The sequence below is a fragment of the Blattabacterium cuenoti genome (assembly GCF_014251235.1).
In the GTDB taxonomy this organism is placed as follows: Bacteria; Bacteroidota; Bacteroidia; order Flavobacteriales; family Blattabacteriaceae; genus Blattabacterium; species Blattabacterium cuenoti_AF.
On sequence record NZ_CP059181.1, the window covers coordinates 478326 to 503456 of the forward strand.

23 protein-coding genes, 1 tRNA gene and 1 pseudogene are annotated in these 25131 nt (G+C 24.0%); 16 read left to right on the top strand and 9 right to left on the bottom strand.

Translation table 11 applies throughout. The features are described 5' to 3' along the window. Positions 1–188 precede the first annotated feature (188 nt). Genes rny through lpdA form a run of 3 tightly spaced genes read left to right on the top strand, consistent with a single transcriptional unit; the run spans position 189 to position 4215 of the window. Positions 189–1760 (top strand): ribonuclease Y, encoded by a 1572-nt coding sequence (rny, locus tag H0H78_RS02335; protein ID WP_185851280.1) that lies wholly within the window; start codon positions 189–191, stop codon positions 1758–1760. A gap of 15 nt (positions 1761–1775) precedes the next feature. Further along, the gene (locus H0H78_RS02340) at positions 1776–2747 is read left to right on the top strand and encodes a deoxyhypusine synthase family protein (RefSeq protein WP_185850885.1); all 972 of its coding nucleotides are present in this window, start codon (positions 1776–1778) and stop codon (positions 2745–2747) included. Positions 2748–2787: 40 nt separating this feature from the next. Continuing rightward, a complete protein-coding gene (lpdA, locus tag H0H78_RS02345) occupies positions 2788–4215 on the top strand; it encodes a dihydrolipoyl dehydrogenase (RefSeq protein WP_185850886.1) in 1428 nt (475 codons plus the stop codon). Positions 4216–4218: 3 nt separating this feature from the next. Here lpdA and H0H78_RS02350 read toward each other — a convergent pair. Next, positions 4219–4883: pseudogene (locus tag H0H78_RS02350) on the bottom strand (uracil-DNA glycosylase). Between the two features lie 72 nt (positions 4884–4955). Beyond that, on the bottom strand, positions 4956–5303 hold the full coding sequence (locus tag H0H78_RS02355) for a 4Fe-4S binding protein (RefSeq protein WP_185850887.1): 348 nt from the start codon (positions 5301–5303) through the stop codon (positions 4956–4958). Positions 5304–5334: 31 nt separating this feature from the next. Here H0H78_RS02355 and H0H78_RS02360 point away from each other — a divergent pair, with 31 nt between their 5' ends. Beyond that, positions 5335–6381, top strand: a complete 1047-nt coding sequence (locus tag H0H78_RS02360; protein ID WP_185850888.1) for an acyl-CoA reductase — start codon at positions 5335–5337, stop codon at positions 6379–6381. Positions 6382–6398: 17 nt separating this feature from the next. Here H0H78_RS02360 and ribD read toward each other — a convergent pair whose 3' ends face one another. The 4 genes from ribD to H0H78_RS02380 form a co-directional block, all read right to left on the bottom strand. Continuing rightward, on the bottom strand, positions 6399–7421 hold the full coding sequence (gene ribD, locus H0H78_RS02365; protein WP_185850889.1) for a bifunctional diaminohydroxyphosphoribosylaminopyrimidine deaminase/5-amino-6-(5-phosphoribosylamino)uracil reductase RibD: 1023 nt from the start codon (positions 7419–7421) through the stop codon (positions 6399–6401). Positions 7422–7423: 2 nt separating this feature from the next. Next, positions 7424–8203 carry a shikimate dehydrogenase family protein gene (locus H0H78_RS02370; RefSeq protein ID WP_185850890.1) on the bottom strand — a complete coding sequence of 260 codons (780 nt, stop codon included), beginning with the start codon at positions 8201–8203 and terminating at the stop codon, positions 7424–7426. A 36-nt stretch (positions 8204–8239) separates the two neighbouring features. Continuing rightward, positions 8240–8440, bottom strand: coding sequence for a 30S ribosomal protein S21 (gene rpsU, locus H0H78_RS02375; protein WP_185850891.1), 201 nt, complete (start codon positions 8438–8440; stop codon positions 8240–8242). A gap of 28 nt (positions 8441–8468) precedes the next feature. Further along, positions 8469–8547: transfer RNA gene (locus H0H78_RS02380), tRNA-Val, on the bottom strand. 74 nt (positions 8548–8621) lie between these two features. Between H0H78_RS02380 and recG the strand changes: the two genes are divergently transcribed. The 7 genes from recG to H0H78_RS02415 all read left to right on the top strand — a co-directional run bounded on the left by recG (position 8622) and on the right by H0H78_RS02415 (position 16958). After that, entirely contained in the window at positions 8622–10769 is a 2148-nt protein-coding gene (recG, locus tag H0H78_RS02385; protein ID WP_185850892.1) for an ATP-dependent DNA helicase RecG, read from the top strand. Then, positions 10766–12928 carry an ATP-dependent helicase gene (locus H0H78_RS02390; RefSeq protein WP_185850893.1) on the top strand — a complete coding sequence of 721 codons (2163 nt, stop codon included), beginning with the start codon at positions 10766–10768 and terminating at the stop codon, positions 12926–12928. Before recG ends, H0H78_RS02390 begins: the two co-directional genes overlap by 4 nt. A gap of 89 nt (positions 12929–13017) precedes the next feature. Beyond that, positions 13018–13947, top strand: a complete 930-nt coding sequence (locus H0H78_RS02395) for a cation diffusion facilitator family transporter (protein WP_238783745.1) — start codon at positions 13018–13020, stop codon at positions 13945–13947. 70 nt (positions 13948–14017) lie between these two features. Continuing rightward, a complete protein-coding gene (locus H0H78_RS02400; RefSeq protein WP_185850895.1) occupies positions 14018–14611 on the top strand; it encodes a DUF4290 domain-containing protein in 594 nt (197 codons plus the stop codon). Next, on the top strand, positions 14612–15925 hold the full coding sequence (gene murA, locus H0H78_RS02405) for a UDP-N-acetylglucosamine 1-carboxyvinyltransferase (protein ID WP_185850896.1): 1314 nt from the start codon (positions 14612–14614) through the stop codon (positions 15923–15925). A 137-nt stretch (positions 15926–16062) separates the two neighbouring features. Next, positions 16063–16545 carry a transcription elongation factor GreA gene (gene greA, locus H0H78_RS02410; RefSeq protein ID WP_185850897.1) on the top strand — a complete coding sequence of 161 codons (483 nt, stop codon included), beginning with the start codon at positions 16063–16065 and terminating at the stop codon, positions 16543–16545. A 5-nt stretch (positions 16546–16550) separates the two neighbouring features. Next, complete coding sequence (locus H0H78_RS02415) at positions 16551–16958, top strand: HIT family protein (protein ID WP_185851281.1); 408 nt, start codon at positions 16551–16553, stop codon at positions 16956–16958. On the opposite strand, the gene H0H78_RS02420 is transcribed toward H0H78_RS02415, so the two are convergent. Continuing rightward, on the bottom strand, positions 16959–17744 hold the full coding sequence (locus H0H78_RS02420) for a type III pantothenate kinase (protein ID WP_185850898.1): 786 nt from the start codon (positions 17742–17744) through the stop codon (positions 16959–16961). A 93-nt stretch (positions 17745–17837) separates the two neighbouring features. Between H0H78_RS02420 and H0H78_RS02425 the strand changes: the two genes are divergently transcribed. Together H0H78_RS02425 and H0H78_RS02430 are read left to right on the top strand one after the other, a co-directional pair. Continuing rightward, positions 17838–18683: an alpha/beta fold hydrolase gene (locus H0H78_RS02425; protein ID WP_185850899.1), complete on the top strand. Its 846-nt coding sequence runs from the start codon at positions 17838–17840 to the stop codon at positions 18681–18683. A 4-nt stretch (positions 18684–18687) separates the two neighbouring features. Further along, positions 18688–19275, top strand: coding sequence for a 5-formyltetrahydrofolate cyclo-ligase (locus H0H78_RS02430; protein WP_185850900.1), 588 nt, complete (start codon positions 18688–18690; stop codon positions 19273–19275). Here the strand turns inward: H0H78_RS02430 and rseP are convergent. Then, positions 19256–20584, bottom strand: coding sequence for an RIP metalloprotease RseP (rseP, locus tag H0H78_RS02435; RefSeq protein ID WP_185850901.1), 1329 nt, complete (start codon positions 20582–20584; stop codon positions 19256–19258). The genes H0H78_RS02430 and rseP overlap by 20 nt on opposite strands. Before the next feature lie 137 nt (positions 20585–20721). On the opposite strand from rseP, the gene H0H78_RS02440 reads away from it, so the two are divergent. Then, on the top strand, positions 20722–20976 hold the full coding sequence (locus tag H0H78_RS02440) for a FeoA family protein (RefSeq protein WP_238783746.1): 255 nt from the start codon (positions 20722–20724) through the stop codon (positions 20974–20976). Further along, positions 20960–23011, top strand: a complete 2052-nt coding sequence (feoB, locus tag H0H78_RS02445; protein ID WP_185850902.1) for a ferrous iron transport protein B — start codon at positions 20960–20962, stop codon at positions 23009–23011. Before H0H78_RS02440 ends, feoB begins: the two co-directional genes overlap by 17 nt. Before the next feature lie 131 nt (positions 23012–23142). Here feoB and H0H78_RS02450 read toward each other — a convergent pair whose 3' ends face one another. After that, complete coding sequence (locus H0H78_RS02450) at positions 23143–24138, bottom strand: D-alanine--D-alanine ligase (RefSeq protein ID WP_185850903.1); 996 nt, start codon at positions 24136–24138, stop codon at positions 23143–23145. Positions 24139–24182: 44 nt separating this feature from the next. On the opposite strand from H0H78_RS02450, the gene H0H78_RS02455 reads away from it, so the two are divergent. Continuing rightward, positions 24183–25131 (top strand): PASTA domain-containing protein (locus tag H0H78_RS02455; RefSeq protein WP_185850904.1); only part of this gene is annotated, 949 nt, incomplete at its 3' end.

The window sequence follows — 25131 nt, forward strand, 5'->3', positions numbered from 1 at the left end:
TAGATTTTACTTGTTTTTATTAAAAATATTTTAATTTCCTAATTTTTTATAATATACTCGTTATTAATTTTGTATATCTTACTATGTTATTAATATAGTACTTTATTCATGATTATTTACATGATTTTTTTTGTTTTAAAATGTTATTAAAATGTCTATTTTATTTTTATTTAAATTGAGTAAATATGATGAAAATAAATGTTGTAGTTTGGCTTTTAATGGGGCTTATGATTGGATTTATCACATGTTATTTTTTTGTAAAAAAAACAATATTGAAAAAATATATTCAATTATTAGAAAAAACTAATATTAAAGTAAAAAAAATTATAAAAAACGCAGAAAAAGAAGGGGAAACCATCAAAAGAAAAAAAATATTTCAAGCAAAAGAAAAGTTTACAGAACTTAAGTCTAAACATGAAAAAAATATTCATCTTAGAGAAAAAAAAATAGTAGATACAGAAAAGAAAACAAAAGAAAAAAAAATTAGACTATCCAAAGAAATTGAAATTTATTTTCAAAGAAATCATCGTTTAGAAAATCAAATACACGATTATGAAAAAAAATTCAAAATTCTTCAAAGAAAAAAAGAAAATTTTCATAACGTTCATTTAAAACAAATAGAATTACTTGAAAAAATATCTAATTATTCCTCTGAAGAGGCAAAAAATAAATTAATAGAAAAACTTAAAGAAGAAGCTAAAATAAAAGCACAAGCACATATACAAAATATTATAGAAGAAACGGAACTAACTGCAAAAATAAAAGCTAGAAAAATAATTATTCAAGCTATTCAAAGACTAGGGACAGAACAAGCTGTAGAAAACGCTGTTTCTGTTTTTCATATAGAATCAGATGATGTTAAAGGTCGAATTATTGGAAGAGAAGGTAGAAATATAAGAGCTCTAGAAAAAGCAACAGGTGTAGATATTATAGTAGATGATACACCAGAAGCTATCCTTTTGTCTTGTTTTAATCCAATAAGAAGAGAAGTAGCCAGGTTATCCCTTCACAAATTAATAATAGACGGACGTATACACCCAGCAAAAATTGAAGAGATAGTAGAAAAAACAGAAAAACAAATAGAAGAAGAAATAATAGAAATCGGAAAAAAAAATATTATTGATTTAGGAATACATGGAATACATCCAGAATTAATTAGAATGATAGGAAAAATGAAATATCGATCATCTTATGGACAAAATCTATTACAACATTCTAAAGAAGTCTCAAATTTATCAGGAATATTAGCTTCAGAATTAGGATTAAATTCTAAATTAGCTAAACGTGCAGGTTTATTACATGATATAGGAAAAGTACCAGAAAAAGAATCAGAATTTCCTCATGCTATTTTAGGAATGCAATGGGCTGAAAAATATGGAGAAAATATAGAAGTTTGTAATGCAATAGGATCTCATCATGATGAAATAGAGATGAAAAATCTTATATCTCCTATTATTCAAATATCAGATTCAATTAGTGGGGCTCGACCTGGAGTAAGAAGAAATTCTTTTGAATCTTATTCTAAGAGATTAAAAAATTTGGAAAACTTAGCTTTAAGTTTTAAAGGGGTTAATAAAGCTTTTGCTATACAGGCGGGAAGAGAATTAAGGGTTTTAGTAGAAAGCGAAAAAATAGATGATAAAAAAGCCTTTCAATTATCTTTTGATATAACAGAAAAGATAAAAAATGAAATGACTTATCCCGGACAAATAAAAGTAACCGTCATACGAGAAACTAGAGCCGTACAAATAGCCAGATAAAAAAAATAAAAAATTATGAAAGATTCTATTACTTCATTTATTGATAAATATTTTTTACATTTTAATGCTTTAGCCTTGTCAGAAGCTTCTAAAGCTTATAAAGCTCACATTGAAAATGGAGGAAAAATGATGATTACATTAGCAGGAGCTATGAGCACTGCAGAATTAGGAAAAATATTAGCTGAAATGATAAGAAAAGATAAAGTTCATATCATTTCTTGTACCGGAGCTAATCTGGAAGAAGATATTCTGAATTTAATAGCCCATTCTCATTATAAAAAAATTCCTAATTATAGAGATTTAACACCGGATGAGGAGGTCGTTTTTTTAAAAAAAGGATTTAATAGAATTACGGACACATGCATTCCAGAAAAACAGGCTTTTAAATTGTTACAAAATAACATTTTCAATATTTGGAATAGGGCTAAGAAAAGCTCAAAAAGATATTTTCCACATGAATATATTTATCAATTATTATTGGAAAATACTTTAGAACCATATTATAATATTTCTTCAAAAGAAAGTTGGGTATTAGAATCTGCAAAAAAAAATCTTCCAATTGTTGTTCCAGGTTGGGAAGATAGTAGCTTAGGTAATATTTTTACTTCATATTGTATAAAAAAAATATTTCAACCTAATCTTGTTAAAAATGGAATAGAATATATGATTTATTTGGCTAAATGGTATCAGAAAGTATCCAAAAAAAATAAAATAGGTTTCTTTCAGATAGGTGGGGGTATATCAGGAGATTTTCCAATCAGCGTTGTTCCCATGTTATCGCAAGATATAGGATGCAAATATACACCTTTATGGGCTTATTTTTGTCAAATTTCTGATTCAACAACAAGTTATGGGTCTTATTCAGGAGCTATTCCAAATGAAAAAATTACCTGGGGGAAACTAAACAAAGAAACACCTAAATTTATTATTGAATCGGATGCAACCATTGTTGCTCCATTAATTTTTTCCTACATACTTAATATGTAATTATATAATATATTTGTATGAAAAAAATACTTGATTTACAATGAATAATTTTTATGATCTTGTAGTTATCGGATCTGGTCCTGGAGGTTATATTTCTGCTATTCGAGCTAGTCAACTAGGACTTCGCACTGCTATTATTGAAAAATATAAAGACCTAGGTGGAACATGTTTAAATATAGGATGCATTCCTTCCAAAACACTTTTGTATTCTTCTAAATATTTTTTTTTAGCTAAAAATTATTATTCATCACATGGAATTTTTTTTGAAAATCTATCTTTAGATTTTATAAAAATGATGGAAAGAAAAAATAATATAATAAAAAGGATAAATAATGGTATAAAATATCTAATGAAAAAAAATCATATTGATTTATATAATGGATTAGCTTCTTTTAAAAAAAAGAAAGGAATTATCTCTATCACAGATGAAAATTTTTTGAAAGAAAAAAAAGAAGTTTTATACAAAAATTGTATCATAGCAACAGGATCTAAACCTTTAAGTTATCCATCTCAAAATTTTAATCACAAAAAAAAAATTATTTCATCTACAGAAGCTCTTTCTCTAGATAAAATTCCAAAAAAATTAATAGTAATAGGGGGAGGAGTTATAGGATTAGAATTAAGTTCATTATTCCATCAGTTAGGAAGTCACGTTACAATTATTGAGTCTATGGATAGAATTATTTTCAATATGGATAATTCTTTAAGTATTGAAATGAAAAAAATATTCAAAAAATATTCCATTCAAATAGAAACTTCTTCAATTGTAAAAAAGATAATTACATTAGAAAATAATGAAGTGTTAGTTCTCATTGAGAATAAAAATAACGGAAAAGAAACAAAATATGTTGGAGATTTTTGTCTTATTTCAATTGGAAGAATCCCATATACAAAAAATCTTGGATTAGATAATTTAGGAATAAAAACAGATAAAAAAGGATTTATTACAGTTAATGATTCACTACAAACATCAGAAGAAAATATATATGCTGTAGGAGATGTTATAGGAGGTAAAATGCTGGCACATAAAGCAGAAGAAGAAGGTTTATATGTTGCGGAATTATTAGCTGGAAAAAAACCAAACAAACCTAATTATAATTTAATTCCATCCGTAATATACACTTATCCGGAAGTATCTAGTGTTGGAGATACAGAAGAAGAAGTTAAAGAAAAAAAAATAGAATATAATAAAGGTATTTTTCCTAATAAAATATTAGGAATAGCTCTTGCTAATGGGAATACAGATGGTTTTGTAAAAATCTTATCCAATAAAAAAACAGATGAAATATTAGGAGTTCATATGATAGGAAGTCATGTTTCAGACATGATTATGGAGGCTACTATAGCTATGGAATTTAGAGCTTCTTCAGAAGATATATATAGGATTTGTCATCCTCATCCAACCTATAGTGAAGCTTTTAAAGAATCAGCTTTACTTAATTTTGAAGGACAATCTATACACATGTAAAAATCACCACACTATAGGTTTTTTTCCATGATGAATTAAAAATTTATTAGCATTTAAAAAATGTTTAGACCCTAAAAAACCTAAATTAGCGGAAAATGGTGAAGGATGTGAAGTTTTCAAGATATAATGATTGTTATTAGCATTAATTAAAAATGCTTTTTTCTTTGCAAAAGTACCCCACAACAAAAAAATAACATTTTTTTTTTATTTGAAATGATTTGAATAATTTTATCTGTAAAAATTTCCCATCCTTTATCTTTATGAGATCTTGGAATACCTTCTCTTACAGTTAGAATAGAGTTAAGCAATAATACTCCTTGTTTAGCCCAACGAATTAAGGAACCACTTTTTGGTAATGATTTTTTTCCGGGAAAACAATTGCTAACTTCTATAAAAATATTTTTTAAAGTAGGAGGAAACAAAATTCCATCGGGAACAGAAAAAGATAAACCGTCAGCTTGATGATCCCTGTAATATGGATCTTGTCCTATGATGACTATTTTTAATTTATTGAAAGAACAATAATGAAAGGATGAAAAAATATTATTTTTGTTTGGAAAACAAATATGATTTTTATATTCATTTTTCAAAAAGATTAATAATTTTTTAAAATAATTCTGATTAAACTCAGATTTAATAATAAATCTCCAATTATCATTTTTTTCCATAAAAAAAATATAATTTTATCATCTTATCAAATAACAATACAATAATCATTGTATAATAATGATCCCTTATTTTTATCTTAATGAAGAATTTTCATGTAAAAATATTTTCTTCTGAAGGAGTTCTTCTTTAGATTCTAAAGTATTTGGTATACAACAATTTACTGGGCAAATACTGACACATTGTGGTTCATCATAGAAATCTACACATTCTGTACATTTTTCTTCTACTATAAAATAGAAATCATTTTCCTTTGGTTCATGAAAAAGATTAGGATCTATAAGTAATTTTATATTCTTTCTTTTTAAAGATGTTCCATCAGACATTCTCCATTTTATACCTCCTTCATAAATAGCATTGTTTGGACATTCAGATTCACAAGCTCCACAATTAATACACTCTTCTGTGATTTTTATAGACATTTGTTTAATTGTTTAAATTAATATTAAAAAAATGAATACATTAATTCGAACTTTTGATAAGTTAGGTTTTTTACTTAAAGAATTTAAGGAATTTTATACAGAAAAAAATAATTTTTCTGAATCTAAAAAAAATTTTTTTTTATTCATGAATTATTTGAAAAAAATATCTGATAAAAATACTTGGTTTAGAATAGAAGATCTATTGATAACCATTGAAGAATGGAGTATTTTGTTGAGAATTGAAAGGTTAGAAGAATGGATAAATAAATATTCCTTCGAAAAAAAGAAAAAAAAAACTGTTTTAGTTATAATGCCCGGAAATATTCCAATAGCAGGATTCCATGATTTTTTATGTGTTATTTTATCAGGACATCGTATTTTAATAAAATTATCTAAAGAAGATGATTTATTATTTCCTTTTTTATGTAATATAATTACTTATATAAATCCATCATTAAAAAAAATGATAAAATTTTCAAAAAATTTTTCAAAAGAAAAATATGATATCGTTATAGCAAGCGGAAGCACTAATACAGCTCGTTATTTTGAATACTATTTCAGAGATTATCCTCTTTTACTTAGAAAAAGTAGAACCTCTATAGCTATTTTACAAGGGGACGAAAGTAATAAAGATTTGGTTTCTTTAACAAAGGATATATTAACTTATTCTGGAAGAGGATGTAGAAATGTAGGAAAAATATTTGTTCCTAACAATTATGACTTTCGTTTACTATTAGTAAATATGACATCTTCTTATATAATGAAAAATCCTAAATACGTTAACAATTATAATTATTATCATTCTATTTATACTATGAATAATATTCCAATGAAAAAAAATAATATTATTATTTTAATAGAAAATAAAAAATTATTTAGCCCTATTTCCGTTATTTATTATGAATTTTATTCAAATCTAAATAAATTAAAAAATAATATCTCTAATAATAGAGAACATTTACAATGTATCGTATCAAAAAATATTTTTCCATATGAAACTTACTTCGGAAATACCCAATATCCTAATTTACTAAATTATTCAGATGGTTTTGATACTATGAAATTTATCAATCAATAATAGACGATCAAAACGATTTAAATTTTTTTATAAAAAAAAACTTTATCTTTTCCTAAATAAAAATATTTTATAATCTTTCCATTAATTAAAGGAGAATGTATCCCTTTTTTTAAAAAGAAATGAAAAATAAAAATTCTAGATTCATCCCAATAATTATTTTTTATAAAACTATTTAAAGTTTTTTGATCTCCTTCTACAATTAAGGATAAAATATTTTTTTTATATAAATAATTTATAATATCCTTTATTTTATCTCTATTAAAAGAGATTTGAACAAAGTTTATATTTGTTTTATTTTCTTTCTTTTTTTTTGTAAAAACTATTGTTTCTTTTTTTTCTTTTAAAGAAAATGTAGAGATTTTTAAATCTCTATCTAATATAATTCTAATAGAATTATTTCCAAAATATTTATAATCAATTAATTGATTATCATTTAATAATGATTCTCCTTCTACTAAAAAACTATCTTCTTCAGTCCTCCATTTAAAATTTAATTGTCTAGAAAAAGAAATATTTTTAACCATAGGAAAATCTGTTTTTTTTTTCATAAAAGAATACATAAAACCATTATAACTTTGACCCCATTTTAATATGATATAAGGTCTCTTTTTTTCATGAAAAGAAAAAAAACGTTTATTTAAAATACGACACTGATTTTCTAATAAATTTTCTATTACTTCTATTCCAAAATATTTTAACTTTTTTATTCCTAATCCTGCATTTTTTTTACAAGGATTTTTTATTCCTATCACAACCCTAGGTATCTCATTTCTAATGATTAAGTCAATACAAGATAAATTATTATTAACATAATAACATGGTTCTAATGTTACATAAAGAGTAGATTTAGTTAACAATGATTTATGTTTTACCCTATTAATCGCTTCAATTTCTGCATGATCTCTTCCTCTATACCATCCTTCTGATATAATATATCCATCCTTTTCTATAACACATCCAATCATAGGATTAGGACTAGTGTATCCTAATCCATTTTTTGCTATTTGAATAGCCCTTTGCATAAAGAAATTTTTTTTCATTTCTAAGAATTCCAAATTTTCCAAGATTCTTCCGCTTGAACATGTAACATTTCTAATCCATTTCGAATCATAGAACCCTTTTCTTCTCCTTTTCTTAAGAATAAAGTTTTGGAAGGATTATAAACTAAATCATAAAAGTAATGTTGAGAAGAGATATATTGGTATGGCAATAATGGACATGAATTGATTGATGGATAAGTTCCCAAAGGGGTACAATTAATGATAATTTTATAATTATCTATTATATCCTTATTAATATTTTCATAAATAAAAACATTTCCATTTTTATTCCTAGAAACATATTTATGTGGTATTTTAAATTTGTTTAAAACATATGATATAGATTTAGATACTCCACCAGTTCCAAGAATTAAAGCTTTTGGTTTTTTTTTAAATGATAATCGATTAAAATCTTTTCTAAACGTGTATTCAAAACCAATAAAATCGGTATTATAACCAATCCGATATCCATCTTGATCTATTTTTATTACATTAACAGATCCAATAGATTTAGCTTCCATCGAAATATCATTCAAATAAGGAATAATTTTTTCTTTATATGGAATTGTTATATTACATCCTTTTAATGATTTATTTGTGAAAATAGACAAAATATTTTCTATTTTCGGAATATCAAATATTTCATAAGATGAATAATGATGGATAGATTCTCTTTTGAATTTATCCATAAAAAATTCTTTTGAAAAAGAATAACCAATACTTTTTCCTATCAATCCAAAAATACATTTATCTTTTTTACGATGATTATTACTACTTATCATATATATATAGGAAAATGATCAATTAATTATTTATATTTATTCCTCTCTTTTTAAACGCATACGTTCTCTATATCTTGCTCGTAAAATTTCATTCCTCCTATCTTCGGAAGGTTTTATATATTGTTGTTTTTCTCTATACTCTTTTAAAACACGTGTTTTATCAAACTTTTTCTTGCATTTTTTTAAAGCTTTATCAATAGATTCACCTTCTCTAACTGTCGTAATTATTAAAACCATAAGTAATATAAAAAAATAATAATAGATGTGGTGGACACTACCGGATTTGAACCGACGACCTCTACTCTGTCAAAGTAGTGCTCTAAACCATACTGAGCTAAATGTCCTTTTTTTTTATGTGATAAAAACAAAATTAAATTAAATATTTTTATTTTTTTATGAAAAATTCACATTTTAAAAAATGTTAAATAATATTTTAAACAAATCTATAGAAGATTTAAAAGAATTCAACTTAAAATTGAAAAATTTATTTAATATAGAATTACATGTCCATACATATGAAGATTTTCTTTTTTTATATCCTAAAAAATATATCCGTCTTTTTATATTAAAAAATATATCAGAATTAATCAAACATCAAAATATATATAATAACATTATTGTCCAAATAATAGGTAAAATTACAAATATTGAAGAAATTGACTGTAAAAATAAAAAAGGGAAGATATTGATAGCACGTTTAGAAGATCATACAGGTTTTATTCAATTAGTATGGTTTCATTCTGTTTTCTTTATGAAGAAAAAAATTCAAAAAAATATTTTAATAACAGTTTCAGGTAAAATAAAATGTTACCAAAAAAAGATTCAAATTATACATCCAAACATTCAAAAATTTCAAAAAATTGAAAAAAAATACACCATATGTCCTATCTATCATATACCTAAAAAACTTCAAAAAAATGGAATAGATAACTCTTTTATGATAAAAATTTTAAAAAAAATAATAAAAGAATCAAAAAATGAAATAGAAGATATTTTTACTAATAAGTATATAAAGGAAAAATTAAACATAGAAAGAAAAGAAGCATTGACTCAAATACATTTTCCAGAATCTTTAGATAAATTAACAAAGGCTAAATATTTTTTAAAATTTGAAGAATTATTTTTTTTCAAACTAATTCTTTTATCTATCCAAAACAGAAAAAAAAACTCTTATGAAAAAAGTTATTCTTTTTCGAGAATAGGAAAAAAGTTTAATACTTTTTATAAGTATTTTCTTCCATTCTCTTTAACAGAAGAACAAAAAAAAGTATTTAAAGAAATACGTTTTGATCTAAAAAAATCTATACAAATGAATAGACTTTTACAAGGAGATGTTGGATGTGGAAAAACTATAATAGCTATTTTAGCTATGTTGTTAGCTATAGATAACGGAGTTCAATCCTGTCTTATGGTTCCTACTGAAATTTTAGCTATACAACATTATTTATCTATACAAAAAATGTTTTCTAAAATTGGAATTAAAATAGCACTTTTAACTCGTTCTACCTCTCTTAAAAAGAAAAAAAACATATATCATGATGTACTGACAGGTAAAATTTCTATAATTATAGGAACTCATTCATTAATTCAAGATTCTGTAAATTTTAAAAAATTAGGATTAGCTATAATAGATGAACAACAACGTTTTGGTGTAGAACAAAGGGAAAAAATTTGGAAAAAAAATAAAAAATTACCCCATATATTAGTAATGACTGCTACCCCTATTCCTAGAACTTTAGCTTTGATCCTCTATAAAGATCTTAATCTTTCCATAATAAAAGAATTTCCCATAAATAGAAAACCTATAAAAACTATTCATTGTTTTGATAAAAATAGATTTAAAGCATTCGAAATCATACAAAATCAAATCAAAAAAGGAAGGCAAATATATATAGTTTATCCTACTATTAATCCTACTATTAAAAAATATAAAAAAGATGAAAATGAATATAAAAATTTAACAAAAGGATATGAATTTATTAAAAAAAATTTTCAGTATTTAGAAAATAAAATAGGAATTTTACATGGAAAGATGAGTTATGAAGAAAAAAATATTCAAATGAATCTATTTTTTCGTGGAGAAACTAAAATTATGGTTTCTACAACTGTTATTGAAGTAGGAATAGATATTCCTAATGCTTCAGTTATTTTAATAGAAAATGCAGATTATTTTGGTTTATCTCAATTACATCAGTTGAGAGGAAGAGTTGGACGTGGCCCTCATCAAAGTTATTGCATCCTTATGACTGATGAAAAAATTGGTAAAATAGGGAGTTTTAGAATAAAAGTCATGTGTGAAACTAATAATGGTTTAGAAATAGCAAAAAGAGACCTTACCTTAAGGGGAAGTGGAGATATCATAGGAACGAAACAAAGCGGAAAATCTATTTTTTTTAAAATTGCAGATCTTGTAAAGGATTTTTCCTTAATAAAAGAAGCAATTTCTATTGCTAAAAAATTTTTTTACGAAAATCCTGATTTTGTTCTAAATGAACAAATGAAAAAAAACCATTTTTATAAATACTATAAATCTTTCTTAGAAAAGAATAAAAAGATGAAAATATGATTCTTTCTATAAATAATCATCAACGTAAAATAATAGAAACAATTAATGGACCAATATTAGTAATTGCTGGGGCAGGATCAGGAAAAACACGAATAATTACATATCGTATTATTCATATGATTAAAAATCTAAAAATAGATCCTTCTAAAATATTAGCTTTAACTTTTACTAACAAAGCTGCAAGAGAAATGAAAAATAGAATTTCTAAATTAATAAACCAAAGGGACTTAAATAAAATGTATTTGGGAACTTTTCATTCCATATTTTCAGGAATCCTCCGTAAAGAATCTCATTGGCTTGGATATAAATCCAACTACACTATTTATGATCAAAAAGATTCAGAAAATGTAATCAAAAAAATATTGATGGAGCTTAATTTTAAAATTTCTCTCAGTCCTGAAAAAATTAGAAGAAAAATATCTGAGTATAAAAATAACTTATTTAAAAAAATGATAATAGACGGAAACTTATACCAAGATATAAAAAAAATATATAAATTTTATGTACAAAAATGTTTAAAAGCAGAAGCTTTAGATTTTGATGACATCTTACTTCATACAAATTATTTATTTAATCATTTTCCAAATGTATTACAAAAATATCAAGAAAAATTCAATTATATATTAATTGATGAATATCAAGACACTAATATATCTCAAAATTCTATTATTAAAAATTTATCATCAAAACATAAAAATGTTTTTGTAGTAGGAGATGATGCACAAAGTATTTATGCTTTCCGTGGTGCTAATATATCAAATATATTAAACTTTGATACAGACTATTATGGAGCAAAAATTTTTCGTCTTGAACAAAATTATCGTTCAACTAATCACATCGTGGAGGCTTCTAACAATATTATTTCTTTTAATGAAAATCAACTTTTTAAAAAAGTATGGACTAATAATGAAAAAGGAGAAAAAATTAAGATATATAGAGCTTCTTCAGATAAAAAGGAAGCAAAATATATTGCATCGTATATCAATTTAAAAATTGTAAAAAATGACGCAAAATTTAGTGATTTTTCTATTTTATATAGAACAAATACACAATCAAATATTTTAGAACTTGCTCTAAAAGAAGGAAAAATACCATATAAAATATATGGATCTATATCGTTATATCAAAGAAAAGAAATAAAGGATTTATTATCCTATTTTAGAATTATAACTAATCCAAATGAAGAAGAATCTTTGTTACGAATTATCAAAAATCAAATAAGAAGTAAAAAAACTGTTAAATTATTATTAGAATCATCTAAAAATAATAAGGATAAAAATATATATGAAATACTAAAATTTTTAATAAAAGATCCTAAATTTTTTTTAAACATAAATAGAAAAACAAAAGATCGTTTAAATAATTTAATTTTTTTAATAGAAGAAATACGTCTAAAATTGAATGATAAAAATACATGTAAAATAGCAAAATATATAATTGATTTTTTATTAAAAGAATATGAGGATAAAAAAAATAATTATCATGAAAATGATTTCCAATCAATATTAGATAATATATTCTTCTATGTTGAAGAACAAAAAAAATTAAAAAATGGAGATACTAGTTTATCTGGATTTTTAGGTTTTTTTTCTCTAAAAGAAGGTATAGATGAAGTGGATAAAAGTCATGAAAAAATTGAAAATAAAGTTTCTCTAATGACAATACACTTGTCTAAAGGTTTAGAATTTCCTATTGTATTTATTTCTGGATTAGAAGAAAATTTATTTCCATCAAAATCCAGTTTGAATAATCAATTAAAACTTGAAGAAGAACGCCGATTATTCTATGTAGCTTTAACTAGAGCTAAAAAAAAAGCTATATTAACATGCGCAAAATATCGTTTTATATGGGGAAAAAAACGAAAACATTTTCCAAGTCGTTTTATTCATGAAATAAATAAAACAATTACTGATAGTGAAAATATAATTGATAATTATTATAAAGTTAATAAAAAAAAATTCATAAATCTGTTGAATTATGAAAAAAAATCGTCATCTATCATATCAAACATAAAAAAGGGAGTAAAAGTATTTCACAAAAATTTTGGAATCGGAACAATATTAGATATCCAGGAAAATGAGATAGCTATAATTAAATTTAAAGAATCAGGAATCAAAAAAATTTTATTAAGTTTAGCTAAACTTATTTTTTATTCATAAAAACCTATATTTTTTTATCCTTCATACATACATAAGACTACCAATATTTTTACTGTAAAAATAAAAAATAAATAATGGAGAAAAAAAAAATGGAAATAAATTTTTTTCTACAAAAAATAATTTGTTTTGTAGCTATTTTTTTGTTTATCATAAAGTTAACTTCTTGGTATCTTACCTCTTCTCTATCTATATTTAGTGATTCAATGGAGAGTTTAACTAATATTATTAGTGGATTTATGGGTTTGTATAGTCTTTACATATCTTCTTTGCCAAAAGATAAGAATCATCCGTATGGTCATGGTAAAATTGAATTTTTATCAACTGGAATAGAAGGTTTTTTAATTCTTATTGTAGGAATTATTATTCTTGCAAATTCTTTTTTACATAAAAATAACAATCATTTATTAAAATTAGATTATGGCCTTTTTTTAATGTCTTTTACCGCTATTATTAACTATGTATTAGGTTCCCTTTCTTGCAGAATAGGAAATAAAAATGGTTCTTTAACGTTAATAGCTAGTGGAAAACATTTACAAATAGATACGTATTCTACTTTTGGAATAATAATAAGTTTAATATTACTAGATATTACAAAATATATATGGATAGATTTTATCATTTCTATTATTTTTTCTTTGATCATTTCATATACAGGATTAAAATTTCTTAGACATGCAATAGCAGGAATTATGGATGAATCAGATAAAAAACTTTTAAATAAATTATCCTTTTATCTCTTGAAGAAAAAAGATGTCCATTGGATGAATCTTCATCATTTAAAAATAATTAAATATGGGAATGCATTACATGTTGATTGTCATTTAACTATTCCATGGTTTTTTACCGTTAGAGAAGCAAATAAAGAAGTTCGTAAATTGACAAATTTAACTAAAAAAAAATTTGGAGAAAAAGTAGAATTATTTGTACATGTGGATGCTTGTAAGGATAATCATTGTTCTACCTGTTTTAATACATCATGTAAAGTTAGACAAAATTTTTTTTCAAAAAAAAACTACTAAACATTTTAGGTGATGAGAATCACACATTTTCATGAATTAAATAAATTTTTATTTTTATAAAAAAGTCAATATGGAATATAATACTAATCGTTTAAAATTGGTTATACCAGAATATGGAAGAAATATTCATAAAATGATAGATTATGCGATACAAATAAAAAATAGAAAAAAACGTAATCGTTGTGCATGGAGTATCATAAAAATTATGACGGATTCTAACTCTAGATTAAATCAACCTTTTTTTTCACAAAAATTATGGAATCAATTGTTTATCATGTCAAAATATAAATTAGATGTTGATTCTCCTTTTCCTAAACCAAATCCAGAAAAAATAAAAATAGACTATTCTAAAAAAGTAGAATATCCAAAATATTTAACTAATTTCCGGTATTATGGAAAAATAATAAGAAATATGATCCATGTAGCTATAAACTGTACAAATAAACAGAAAAGAGAAGGTTTATTTTATGCTATAGCTAATACTATGAAAAAAAATTATTTAAGATGGAATAAAAATATTGTAGAAGATCTCGTTATTTTTAAAGATTTAAAAGAACTTTCAAATGGAAAGATATGTTTAATGAATAACACTGATCCATTATTACAATGTTCTCATCTTCTGAATACAAAAAGAAGAAGAAATTATATGAGAAAAAAAAAATAGATGGCTACATTTAAAATTAAAGGAGGTAAATTTCTAAAAGGAGAAATAAAACCACAAGGAGCAAAAAATGAAGCATTACAAGTTTTATGTGCCGTTTTATTAACAACAGAAAAATTAAGGATAAAAAATATCCCAGAAATAGGTGATGTAAAATGTATGATTCAAATACTTCAACATTTAGGAGTTTCTATTAAAAAAAATGGTGTGGGTGATTTCTTTTTTCAAGCTAAAAATATTCATCTTGAATATTTAAATACGAAAAAATTTAGAGAATACGGAAAATGTATTAGAGGTTCGATTATGATAATAGGTCCATTATTGGCTAGATTTGGAAAAGTATCTATTCCGATTCCTGGAGGTGATAGAATAGGTCGTAGACGTTTGGATACTCATTTAAAAGGTTTTGAATCTTTAGGTAGTCGTATATCTTATAATAAAAATAATCAATCCTTTTCTTTCTTTTCTACTACCACTCTAAAAGGAAGTTTTATTCTTTTAGAAGAAGCTTCTATAACGGCTACAGCTAATGTTATTATGGCTTCAACTTTAGCAAAAGGAAAAACGACTATTTATAATGCAGCTTGTGAACCTTATATTCAACAATTATGCAGATTATTGAATAAAATGGGGGCAAAAATAAAGGGAATTGGTTCCAATTTAATTAATGTTATTGGAGTGACACAATTAGGTGGTTGTAGTACTCATACTATATTACCTGATATGGTAGAAATAGGAAGTTGGATAGGTTTAGCTGCAGTTACTAATTCTGAAATAAAAATTCATAATGTAAGTTGGAATAATTTAGGAATTATTCCAAATATCTTTAAAAAGATGGGAATTTTTATAGAAAAAAGAAATGATGATATATATATTCCATCTCAAAAATCTTATCAAATAGAAAAATTATTAAACAATTCCATACTAACTATATCTGATTCTCCATGGCCAGGTTTAACCCCAGATTTATTAAGCATTTTAATAGTAGTTGCAACTCAAGCTAAAGGAAGTGTTTTAATTCATCAAAAAATGTTTGAAAGTAGATTATTTTTTGTGGATGATCTGATTGAAATGGGAGCTCAAATCATTTTATGTGACCCTCATAGAGCAACTGTTATTGGTTTAGATCGTAAATCTTATTTAAGAGGTTCTATATTAAATTCTCCAGACATTAGAGCTGGAATATCGCTTCTTATAGCAGCTCTTTCTGCAAAAGGTACTAGTATTATAAAAAATATAGAGCAAATAGATAGAGGATATGAAAATATAGATGAAAGATTACGTATTTTGGGAGCAAATATTACACGTATACAATGATTTTTCTTAAAAAATTTTATTTGAAAAGATCGAAAATAGATCTTAAAATCATCTTATACTCAAAATCAATTAACTTTACATAAAAATAACAAAGTGAGATAATCAATGAAAGAAATCTAAACCTATAAGAAAAAATTATGGAAAAATTCGAATATATAACTAGAGAAGGATTAAAAATTCTACAAAAAAAGATTGAAAGATTAGAAAATATAGAAAGACAAAAAATATCTATGCAAATAGCTGAAGCAAGAGATAAAGGAGATCTTTCTGAAAATGCAGAATATGATGCTATAAAAGAAGCACAGGGGTTTTTAGAAATGAATATAGCTAAATTAAAAAAAAAATTATCTAATGCAAGAGTTATAGATGGTAAACAAATAAATAAAACAAGAGTTTCTATTCTATCTACAGTAAGAGTGAAAAATCTAACATGTGGAGGAGAACAAATATATACTTTGGTTCCAGAAGGTGAAGCTGATTTAAAATCAGGAAAAATTTCTATTAATACACCCATTTCTACAGGTTTATTAGGAAAACAAGTAGGGGAAATTGCCCATATTCAATTACCTAATAAGATGATACTTGATTACGAAGTTTTAGAGATTGCATTTAGCGAATGAGAAAAATAAAAAAAAATAACATTTTTACAAAAATCATTAAAAATGAGATACCTTTTTATAAGGTAGCTGAAAATTATGATCATCTAGCTTTTTTAGATATTTATCCAATAAAAATTGGGCATACGTTGATCATTCCAAAAAATAAAAATGTAGATAAAATATTTAATCTAACAGAAGAAGAGTTTATTTCTATCATGTCCTTTTCAAGAAAAGTAGCTATAGGAATTGAAAAAGTAATTCCTTGTAATCGCATAGGAATATTTGTTCTTGGATTTGAAATTCCTCATGTTCATATTCATTTGATTCCTATGGATCAAGAAAGTGATGGAGATTTTTCTAAAAAAAGAATAGTTATACCTGAAAAAAATCTTCAGATTTTATCAAAAAAAATTTATAATTCTATCAAAATATAATTATTTATTATTCCAATAAAATAGGATTTTTAATCCTTTTATTGTATGTAATTTATCTTCATAATGGATTGAATTTGTTAAAGGAGAATAAATATGTGATAAACCTCCAGTAGCTATCACAAAACAATTCTTTTTTAATTCTTTATTAATACGATTTATTAATCCTTCCACCATGCTCAGATATCCATAAATAATTCCACTTTGTATACATGTTTCTGTATATTTACCTAATATATTTGAAGGTTTTTTTAATTCTACTTGTGAAAGTAGAGCTGTATTTCCTATCAAAGAAAATAAGGAATTTTTTACTCCTGGGGCAATTACAACACCTTGAATAAGTCCATTTTTATCAATACATGTAAAACTTAAAGCTGTTCCAAAATCTATTACAAGTAGAGCTTTTTTCTTCTTTTTATGATATAAGGTATAAGCGGCTATAGCATTAGCATATAGATCTGTACCCAATTGATGAGAAAAATGTTTTACTGGAGATATAGAATATCTATCTACTACAATTGGTTTTTTTTTATGTATCTTATACAAAGATAGTTCCACAATATTTGTTAGAGAAGGAACGACAGAACCTATAACAATATTTTTTATTAATTGAGATAAAATTCCATTTTGATGATAAATACTTTTAAACAAAAAAATATATTCATCTAAAGATCTATGTGGATTCGTATTAATAATCCAAGATCTATCACATTCTAAATGATGATGATTATTATTCTCAAATAAACCAAAACGAATACTTGAATTTCCAATATTTACTGTCAACAACATTGTAAACTTCGTTTTTTAAGAAAAAAAAACGTATTTTTCATGATCCGTTATTTAAGTGCTATATTTCATCTAATATAAGATATAATAAGTAATATGTTCATTTATTTTCATAATAAGGAAAATGTCTATTATAAAAAAAAAGGAAATGGAATTCCTATTGTTTTTTTACATGGATTTATGGAAAGTTCAGAAATTTGGAATGATGTATATGAATTAATATCTAATAAATATAAAGTACTTTTAATTGATTGTCCAGGTCATGGAAAAAGTCTTCTTTCAAAAAAAAGAGAAACCATTTATACAATGGAAGAGGCTGCTGATTCTATCAAAACTATTTTAGAGAAAGAAAATATAAAAAAAGCAGTTTTTGTAGGTCATTCCATGGGAGGATATATAGCTTTAGCTCTTTCGGAGAAATATCCAGAAATATTTTTAGGTTTATGTTTGCTACATTCCACAGCGGAATCAGATACAAAAGAAAAAAGAAAAAAACGTTTCCAATCCATTAAATTGGCAATAGATCATTATCCATTATTTGTTTCTTCTAATATTAGTAAATTATTTAATCCTGAAAAATTAGATTTTTTTCAAAAAAAATTCATTTTTTTAAAAAAAATAGCTTTTTCCACTACAATTCATAGTGTTGTTTCTTTTTTACGAGGTATGTCTATACGTAAAGATAGAAGGTTTTTATTAAAAACGACAACATTTCCAAAATTATACATTATAGGAATGTATGATTCGATTCTTCCATATAAAAAACTACGTGAAGAAGCCAAACAAGGATATAAAAGTTTTTATGCAGAAATACCAACCGGTCATATAGCACCAATAGAAGATCCTACAAAAATAGTAAATATTTTAGAAAATTTTATAAGAAATAATATAGTAAAAAATAAAACAACAGATGATCATGAATTCATAAATCATATACCATAAAAAAATGGAAAATGATAAAATAAAATTACGAAAAAAATACCTTTTTTATAGAAAAAAACTATCTAAAATAGAAGTAATAAAAATGAGTCATGATATCTTTCATCTTTCTAAAAAATTATCATTCTGGAATAAAAATTTTTATCATATTTTCTTACCTATAAAAAAATATAACGAAATAAACACTTTTATTATTACTGATTTTCTTTTAAAAGAAAGAAAAAAAATCACAATACCTTGTTCTGATTTTATTAAAAATTCCATAGAAAATTGTTTGTTTCATGAAAAATCTTTTTTAAAAAAAAATAGATATGGAATACTTGAACCAGTTGATAAATATATTATTCATCCTTCATTAATTGAAGTTATTTTTATTCCCTTATTAATTTTTGATTTAAAAGGATATCGGATCGGTTATGGAAAAGGTTTTTATGATAAATTTATTACAAAATGTAATAAAAATGTTATCAAAATTGGGTTAAGTTTTTTTCCTCCTATAGAAAAAATTGGATCTATACATAAAAATGATCTTATAATAGATATAGGGATAACCATAAATAAAATTTTCTTTTTTTCTAAGAAAAAAATACTTTGAAGATATCCCAAATAATTACCATCATCATCATTAAACTTATTGTGATAAAACCAATGATAGTAAAACGTTCAAAAATTTTTTCTTTAATTTTTCTTCTAGTTATAATTTCTATAATTAAAAATAGAATATAACCACCATCTAATGATGGAATAGGAAGTAGATTTAGAAAGGCTAACCATATAGATAAAGAAGCTGTTAAAGTTAAAAAAACATCCAAATTCCATTGATTAGGAAATTCTTTAGCCATAGAAAATATACTACCTAAATGTTTATAAGCTTTAGTTTCTAAATGAAACATGTTTTTCATGAAAGAAATATGATGATTTAAAACATTCCAAGTCCTTTGAACGCCATAAGAAAAACTTTCCATTATAGAATATTTTTTTTGATCAAATAAAAAAATTTCATCCATATCTATAAAATCTTTTAAATAAAATCCTAAAATTCCATTTTTATCTAGAAAAATTTTTTTTTGAATAATTCTTCCATCTCTATTAATAGAGATCAATAAAGATTGATTTTTTTTATATTTAGATAAACTTTCTTTAAGTTGATCGAAAAATAAAATAAATTCTGAATTAATAGCCAAAATTTCATCATCTTGTTTAAATCCTGATTTATCTGCTGAAGAACCTTTTATTACATATTTTATAATGGGAGGAATACGAGGTCTGATAGAAAATTTAAATTCTTTTTGATCGAATAAAATTCTTTTTTTATCATTATTTAATAATAATTTCATGGTTTTACCCATACGGTTTATCGTAATAGAATTACCTAAAATAATGGCTCTAGGAATATCATTAAAGTAATGAATATATCTTCCATTTATTAATAAAATATTATCTCCATTTTTTAATCCTATTTTTTCACCTAAACTGTCTACCTCTATTCCATATTTAACATTTTTCGTTGGAAGATTGATTTCTCCATATTGAAATAACAAAAGAGAAAAAAGAATGATTGATAATATAATATTAGAAATTATTCCACCTGAAACAATTAAAAGCCTTTTAATTGCAGATTTTGAACAAAAATCCCAACTGTTTTTTTTATCCGAATTTCTTTCTTCATTCATCATCATTCCAGATATTTTAACATATCCCCCTAAAGGAATCCATCCTATTCCATAAATAGTATTTCCTATTTTTTTTTTGAAAATAGAAAACCAAGGATCAAAAAATAGAAAGAATCTTTCTACACGAACTTTAAAAGTTTTTGCTAATATAAAATGACCAAATTCATGAACAACAATCAATATAGATATGCTTAATAATAATTGTATTGATCTAATAAAAGAAGACGTCATAGATTAAAAAAATCATGTATTTTTTTGTTCAATTTAAACCTTTATTTCTATAATAAAAAAATATATTTTCATCTTTATTTCATAGAGATATTCTCCAAATAATTTTTCAATTAGTATATTTAATCATTTAATTTTAAATGCATATAAATTTGAATTTATCTAATCTTAAAATAGGAGAAAAAGGTATTATAAAAGGATATAAAAATGAAGATTTTCCTATAAAATTATTAGAATTAGGAGTACTTCCTGGTGTTGAAATTGAAATAATTTTTGTTTCTATCTTTTATGATCCATTATGTATTTTTTATAATCAATCTTGTCTAGCTTTGCGTAAAAAAGAAGCAGAAAATATTATCGTAGAACCCATTATTATCAATGCAAAAAATAATTAAATTAGCTATAATTGGAAATCCAAATGTTGGAAAAACTTCTTTGTTTAATCAATTAACTGGACTAAATCAAAAAGTTGGAAATTATTCAGGAGTTACTGTGGATAAAATAATAGGATTTTTTTCTTATAAAAAAAAAAATTATCAAATCGTAGATTTACCTGGAATATGTAGTATATATCCTTCTTCTGAAGATGAAGAAATAGTTTGTAAACTATTGAATAATATAGAAGAAATTAATTATCCTGATAAAATTATTGTTGTCGCTAATTCTTCCAATATAAAAAGGAGCCTTTTTTTATTCAGACAAATACAAGATTTAGGTTTTACAGTTATTCTTGCATTAAATATGCTAGATGAAGCTAAAAAAAAAGGAATATTTATTAATATAGAAAAACTAAAAAAAATTCTTTCAACAGAAATTGTTTCAATTAACGCAAGAAAAGGAATAGGTTTAGAAGAGCTTAAAGAAAAAATTAATAATTTTAATAAAAAACAACATACTTTTTCCTTTAACCCTATCTTACATTATCCAATTGCTATTCAAGATGTACAAAAGAATTATAAAGTACAAAATAAATACAGAGCTTGGTCTTATTTAGCAAATAACAAATTTTTAAAGGAGGATAATCGATTTTTATTAAAAAAAATAATAAAAAAACACAATCTTATTCCTAGAAGATTACAAATTAAGGAAACACTGGATAGATATGAAAAAATAGGAACAATTTTTTCAAAAACGGTATCTAATTTCATTTATAATAATAAAGTCGATTCCTTCTCTTTTTCCAAAAAAATAGACAAACATTTATTTCTACATCCTTTTTGGGGTTATTTTATTTTCTTTTTTTTATTATTTTTTATCTTTCAAAGTGTTTTTTTTTGGTCAGAGGGTCCTAAAAAATTTATAGAATATTTTTTTTTTTTAATAAAAAAAAAATTAGAAAACATTTATCCAGGACCTTTGAATGATTTTTTAATACAAGGATTTTTACCTGGTATTAGTACTATTTTCTCTTTTATTCCACAAATTTTTATTTTATTATTTTTCCTTCTTATCATGGAAGAAAGTGGTTATATAAACAGAGTTATATTTTTAATGGATAGATTGATGAGACCTTTCGGTTTAAATGGAAAAAGCGTAGTTCCTCTTATTTCTAGTGTAGCTTGTGCTATTCCAGCTATAATGTCTGCTAGACATATTGAAAATTACAGAGATCGTTTGATCACAATATTAGTGACTCCTTTTATAACATGTTCTGCTAGATTGCCCGTATACACTTTAATTATTTCTATTATTATTCCAGATAAAAAGTTTTTTTTTTTTCAACTAAAAGGTTTAGTTCTTATGGGTATGTATTTTTTAGGTTTTTTTTCAGCCTTAAGTATAGCTATGATTCTTCATCTTTTTCTTAAAAAAGATTATAAAAGCCATCTAATTATGGAAATGCCTACTTATAAATATCCTATTATTCGAAATGTATTAATTACTTTATGGATTAATATCAAATCATTTATTTTAAATGCAGGAAAAATGATTTTATTCATAAGTATTTTAATTTGGGTTTTAGGATCTTTTGGTCCTTCTCCTTCAAAAAAATTTTTTTCTGATAATTTCATTTTTTTTGAGAAAAAAAAATTACCTAACTCTTATTTGGGGTTATTAGGAAAAAAAATAGAACCATTTCTTATTCCACTAGGATATGACTGGAAAATAGGAATAGGAATATTATCTTCTTTTGTTGCAAGAGAAGTTTTTGTTAGTACTATGGCATCAGTATATAGTATAGAAAAGGAAGGAAATTTTTTCTTATTAAAGAATAAAATGGAAAAAGATATTTTTCCTAAGACAGGAAAACATAACCTTGCTACAGGTTTTTCTTTACTTTTTTTTTATGCATTGTCTATGCAGTGTCTAAGTACTTTATCTATAGTTAAAAAAGAAACAAAATCTTGGAAATGGACAATAATACAATTTTCCTTTATGATTATTTTAGCTTATATTTCTTCCTTTTTTATTTATCAAATTTTAAAATAAAGAAAGACATGTGGCAATATGTTATTATTAGTATTCTTTTTTTATATTCTATGTTTCGTATATTCAAAATATTTTTGAATTTTTTCTTTCTTAAAAAAAAGAATACCTGCAAAAAAAAATGTAACTGTAAATTATAATTTTCTTTTCTTAAAAATTTCAATAGAATCATATATATTTTTTTGAAATAATTCGGATAAGGATATCCCATATATTTTTAATTGTTTCGGAAAAATACTTTCTTTAGAAAGACCAGGAATGGTATTAATTTCTAGAAAAACTGGGGATCCATTTACAATAATAAATTCAGATCTAGATATGCATGATAAGTTTAAAATTTCATATATTTTCTTTGCAATATGACGAACCTTTATTTCTATCTCTGGATGTAATCTAGCGGGCGTTATTTCCTTAGAAATTCCAGAATATTTTGATTCAAAATCGAAGAAATCATTTTTACTGATTATTTCTGTAATCGGGAGAACTTTAATCTCCTGGTTCCAAATTATTACTCCTACAGATATTTCAACTCCTTTCAATGAAGATTCAATAATAATTTCTTCATCTATTTCAAAAGCTTTTTTGACAGAAAGAAATAATTCTTCTTCTTTCCATACTTTAGATATACCTATGCTAGATCCTGATCGATTTGGTTTTATAAAACATGGAAATCCTATTTTTTTTATAATTTTTTTTTTGCAAAAATGTTGATTTTTATTTATAAAAAAAGATGGAGCAGTTTTTATTCCAAACTCTTTTAATAGAGTTATACAATATTTTTTATTAAAAGTTAAATTAGCATGATGAAAATTACATCCTGTATAAGGTATTTTTAATAAATGAAAATAAGCTTGTAATATTCCATCTTCTCCTGGAGATCCATGAATAGCATTAAATACACAATCAAATTTAAGAATTTTATTTTCAGAAAAAGAAACAGTAAAATCTTTTTTATTTATAGGATATTCTTCGTTTTTTTTATTTTTTAAAAACCACTTATTTATTCCTATATAAACTTTATAAACATCAAATTCTTTTTTGTTTAAATTCTCGTAAACAACTTCTCCACTTTTCATTGAAATAACAGATTCTTCTGTATAACCGCCCATAACAATGGCAATTTTTTTCATTATTTTTAATTTTTTTATATTATCTATTCATTTCTAAGTTAAATATGAATTATTCAAAATATCTTTTTATTATATTTTTCAATTTATTAATTGCTATACTTATTTTATATAAAATAACAAATCTAACATTAAAATGGGTAGATTCATACACAAAACACGGATCTTATGTGATAGTCCCTAATCTTCATTCTATGACTTTAAAAGAATCTATATATATCTTAAATAAATTAGGATTAAAATATGATATAGATACTTCTCATTACGATCCATCATTGGAACCTAATCAAGTTTTATCTTTTTTCCCAGAATCAGGTAATCATGTTAAAATAGGAAGATATATATATATACAAGCTAATTCTGAAAAAAATCATACGACAGTTCTACCTAATATTGTTAACAAAAATAAACATATAGCTATTAGATTAGTTCAAGAAAATCACTTATTTGTAAAAGAAATAAAATATGTTAATGATCTATCGAAAGATATTGTTTTAAGAGTTTTATATAAAGGAAAATTTATTTCATCCGGATATATTTTGCCATATCAAGATAATATTACTTTAGTAATAGGAAAAGGAAATGAATTTTTTGTTCCAAATGTTATTGGAATGTCTTTACCTGAAGCTATATTTATTTTAAGAAACAAATTATTTCATATTATTAATTTTTATTATGATAATCCATCAGATGCTACTTCAAAAAATGCGAAAATTTATCGTCAAAAACCTTTTCCTGGAAAAATAAAGGATAGAAATCAATCTGTTTATTTGTGGTTAACGACTGATAAAAGTATGAAAAAAGAATTGTTTGATAATTTAATAATCAAACCAACAGAAGAAAAGCAAAATAAAGGAATAATCAAACCAACAGAAGAAAAGCAAAATAAAGGAATAATTAATCCAACAGAAGAAAAACAAAATAAAGGAATAATCAAACCAACAGAAGAAAAACAAAATAAAGGAATACCAAAAAGAACAGAAGAAAAACAAAATA

What these genes read in the sequence shown, in the direction of transcription:
- rny (WP_185851280.1), top strand. Translation starts at nt 189, where the DNA reads ATGAAAATAAATGTTGTAGTTTGGCTTTTAATGGGGCTTATGATTGGA.
- H0H78_RS02340 (WP_185850885.1), top strand. Translation starts at nt 1,776, where the DNA reads ATGAAAGATTCTATTACTTCATTTATTGATAAATATTTTTTACATTTT.
- lpdA (WP_185850886.1), top strand. Translation starts at nt 2,788, where the DNA reads ATGAATAATTTTTATGATCTTGTAGTTATCGGATCTGGTCCTGGAGGT.
- H0H78_RS02355 (WP_185850887.1), bottom strand. Translation starts at nt 5,303, where the DNA reads ATGTCTATAAAAATCACAGAAGAGTGTATTAATTGTGGAGCTTGTGAA.
- H0H78_RS02360 (WP_185850888.1), top strand. Translation starts at nt 5,335, where the DNA reads ATGAATACATTAATTCGAACTTTTGATAAGTTAGGTTTTTTACTTAAA.
- ribD (WP_185850889.1), bottom strand. Translation starts at nt 7,421, where the DNA reads ATGAAAAAAAATTTCTTTATGCAAAGGGCTATTCAAATAGCAAAAAAT.
- H0H78_RS02370 (WP_185850890.1), bottom strand. Translation starts at nt 8,203, where the DNA reads ATGATAAGTAGTAATAATCATCGTAAAAAAGATAAATGTATTTTTGGA.
- rpsU (WP_185850891.1), bottom strand. Translation starts at nt 8,440, where the DNA reads ATGGTTTTAATAATTACGACAGTTAGAGAAGGTGAATCTATTGATAAA.
- recG (WP_185850892.1), top strand. Translation starts at nt 8,622, where the DNA reads ATGTTAAATAATATTTTAAACAAATCTATAGAAGATTTAAAAGAATTC.
- H0H78_RS02390 (WP_185850893.1), top strand. Translation starts at nt 10,766, where the DNA reads ATGATTCTTTCTATAAATAATCATCAACGTAAAATAATAGAAACAATT.
- H0H78_RS02395 (WP_238783745.1), top strand. Translation starts at nt 13,018, where the DNA reads ATGGAAATAAATTTTTTTCTACAAAAAATAATTTGTTTTGTAGCTATT.
- H0H78_RS02400 (WP_185850895.1), top strand. Translation starts at nt 14,018, where the DNA reads ATGGAATATAATACTAATCGTTTAAAATTGGTTATACCAGAATATGGA.
- murA (WP_185850896.1), top strand. Translation starts at nt 14,612, where the DNA reads ATGGCTACATTTAAAATTAAAGGAGGTAAATTTCTAAAAGGAGAAATA.
- greA (WP_185850897.1), top strand. Translation starts at nt 16,063, where the DNA reads ATGGAAAAATTCGAATATATAACTAGAGAAGGATTAAAAATTCTACAA.
- H0H78_RS02420 (WP_185850898.1), bottom strand. Translation starts at nt 17,744, where the DNA reads ATGTTGTTGACAGTAAATATTGGAAATTCAAGTATTCGTTTTGGTTTA.
- H0H78_RS02425 (WP_185850899.1), top strand. Translation starts at nt 17,838, where the DNA reads ATGTTCATTTATTTTCATAATAAGGAAAATGTCTATTATAAAAAAAAA.
- H0H78_RS02430 (WP_185850900.1), top strand. Translation starts at nt 18,688, where the DNA reads ATGGAAAATGATAAAATAAAATTACGAAAAAAATACCTTTTTTATAGA.
- rseP (WP_185850901.1), bottom strand. Translation starts at nt 20,584, where the DNA reads ATGACGTCTTCTTTTATTAGATCAATACAATTATTATTAAGCATATCT.
- H0H78_RS02440 (WP_238783746.1), top strand. Translation starts at nt 20,722, where the DNA reads ATGCATATAAATTTGAATTTATCTAATCTTAAAATAGGAGAAAAAGGT.
- feoB (WP_185850902.1), top strand. Translation starts at nt 20,960, where the DNA reads ATGCAAAAAATAATTAAATTAGCTATAATTGGAAATCCAAATGTTGGA.
- H0H78_RS02450 (WP_185850903.1), bottom strand. Translation starts at nt 24,138, where the DNA reads ATGAAAAAAATTGCCATTGTTATGGGCGGTTATACAGAAGAATCTGTT.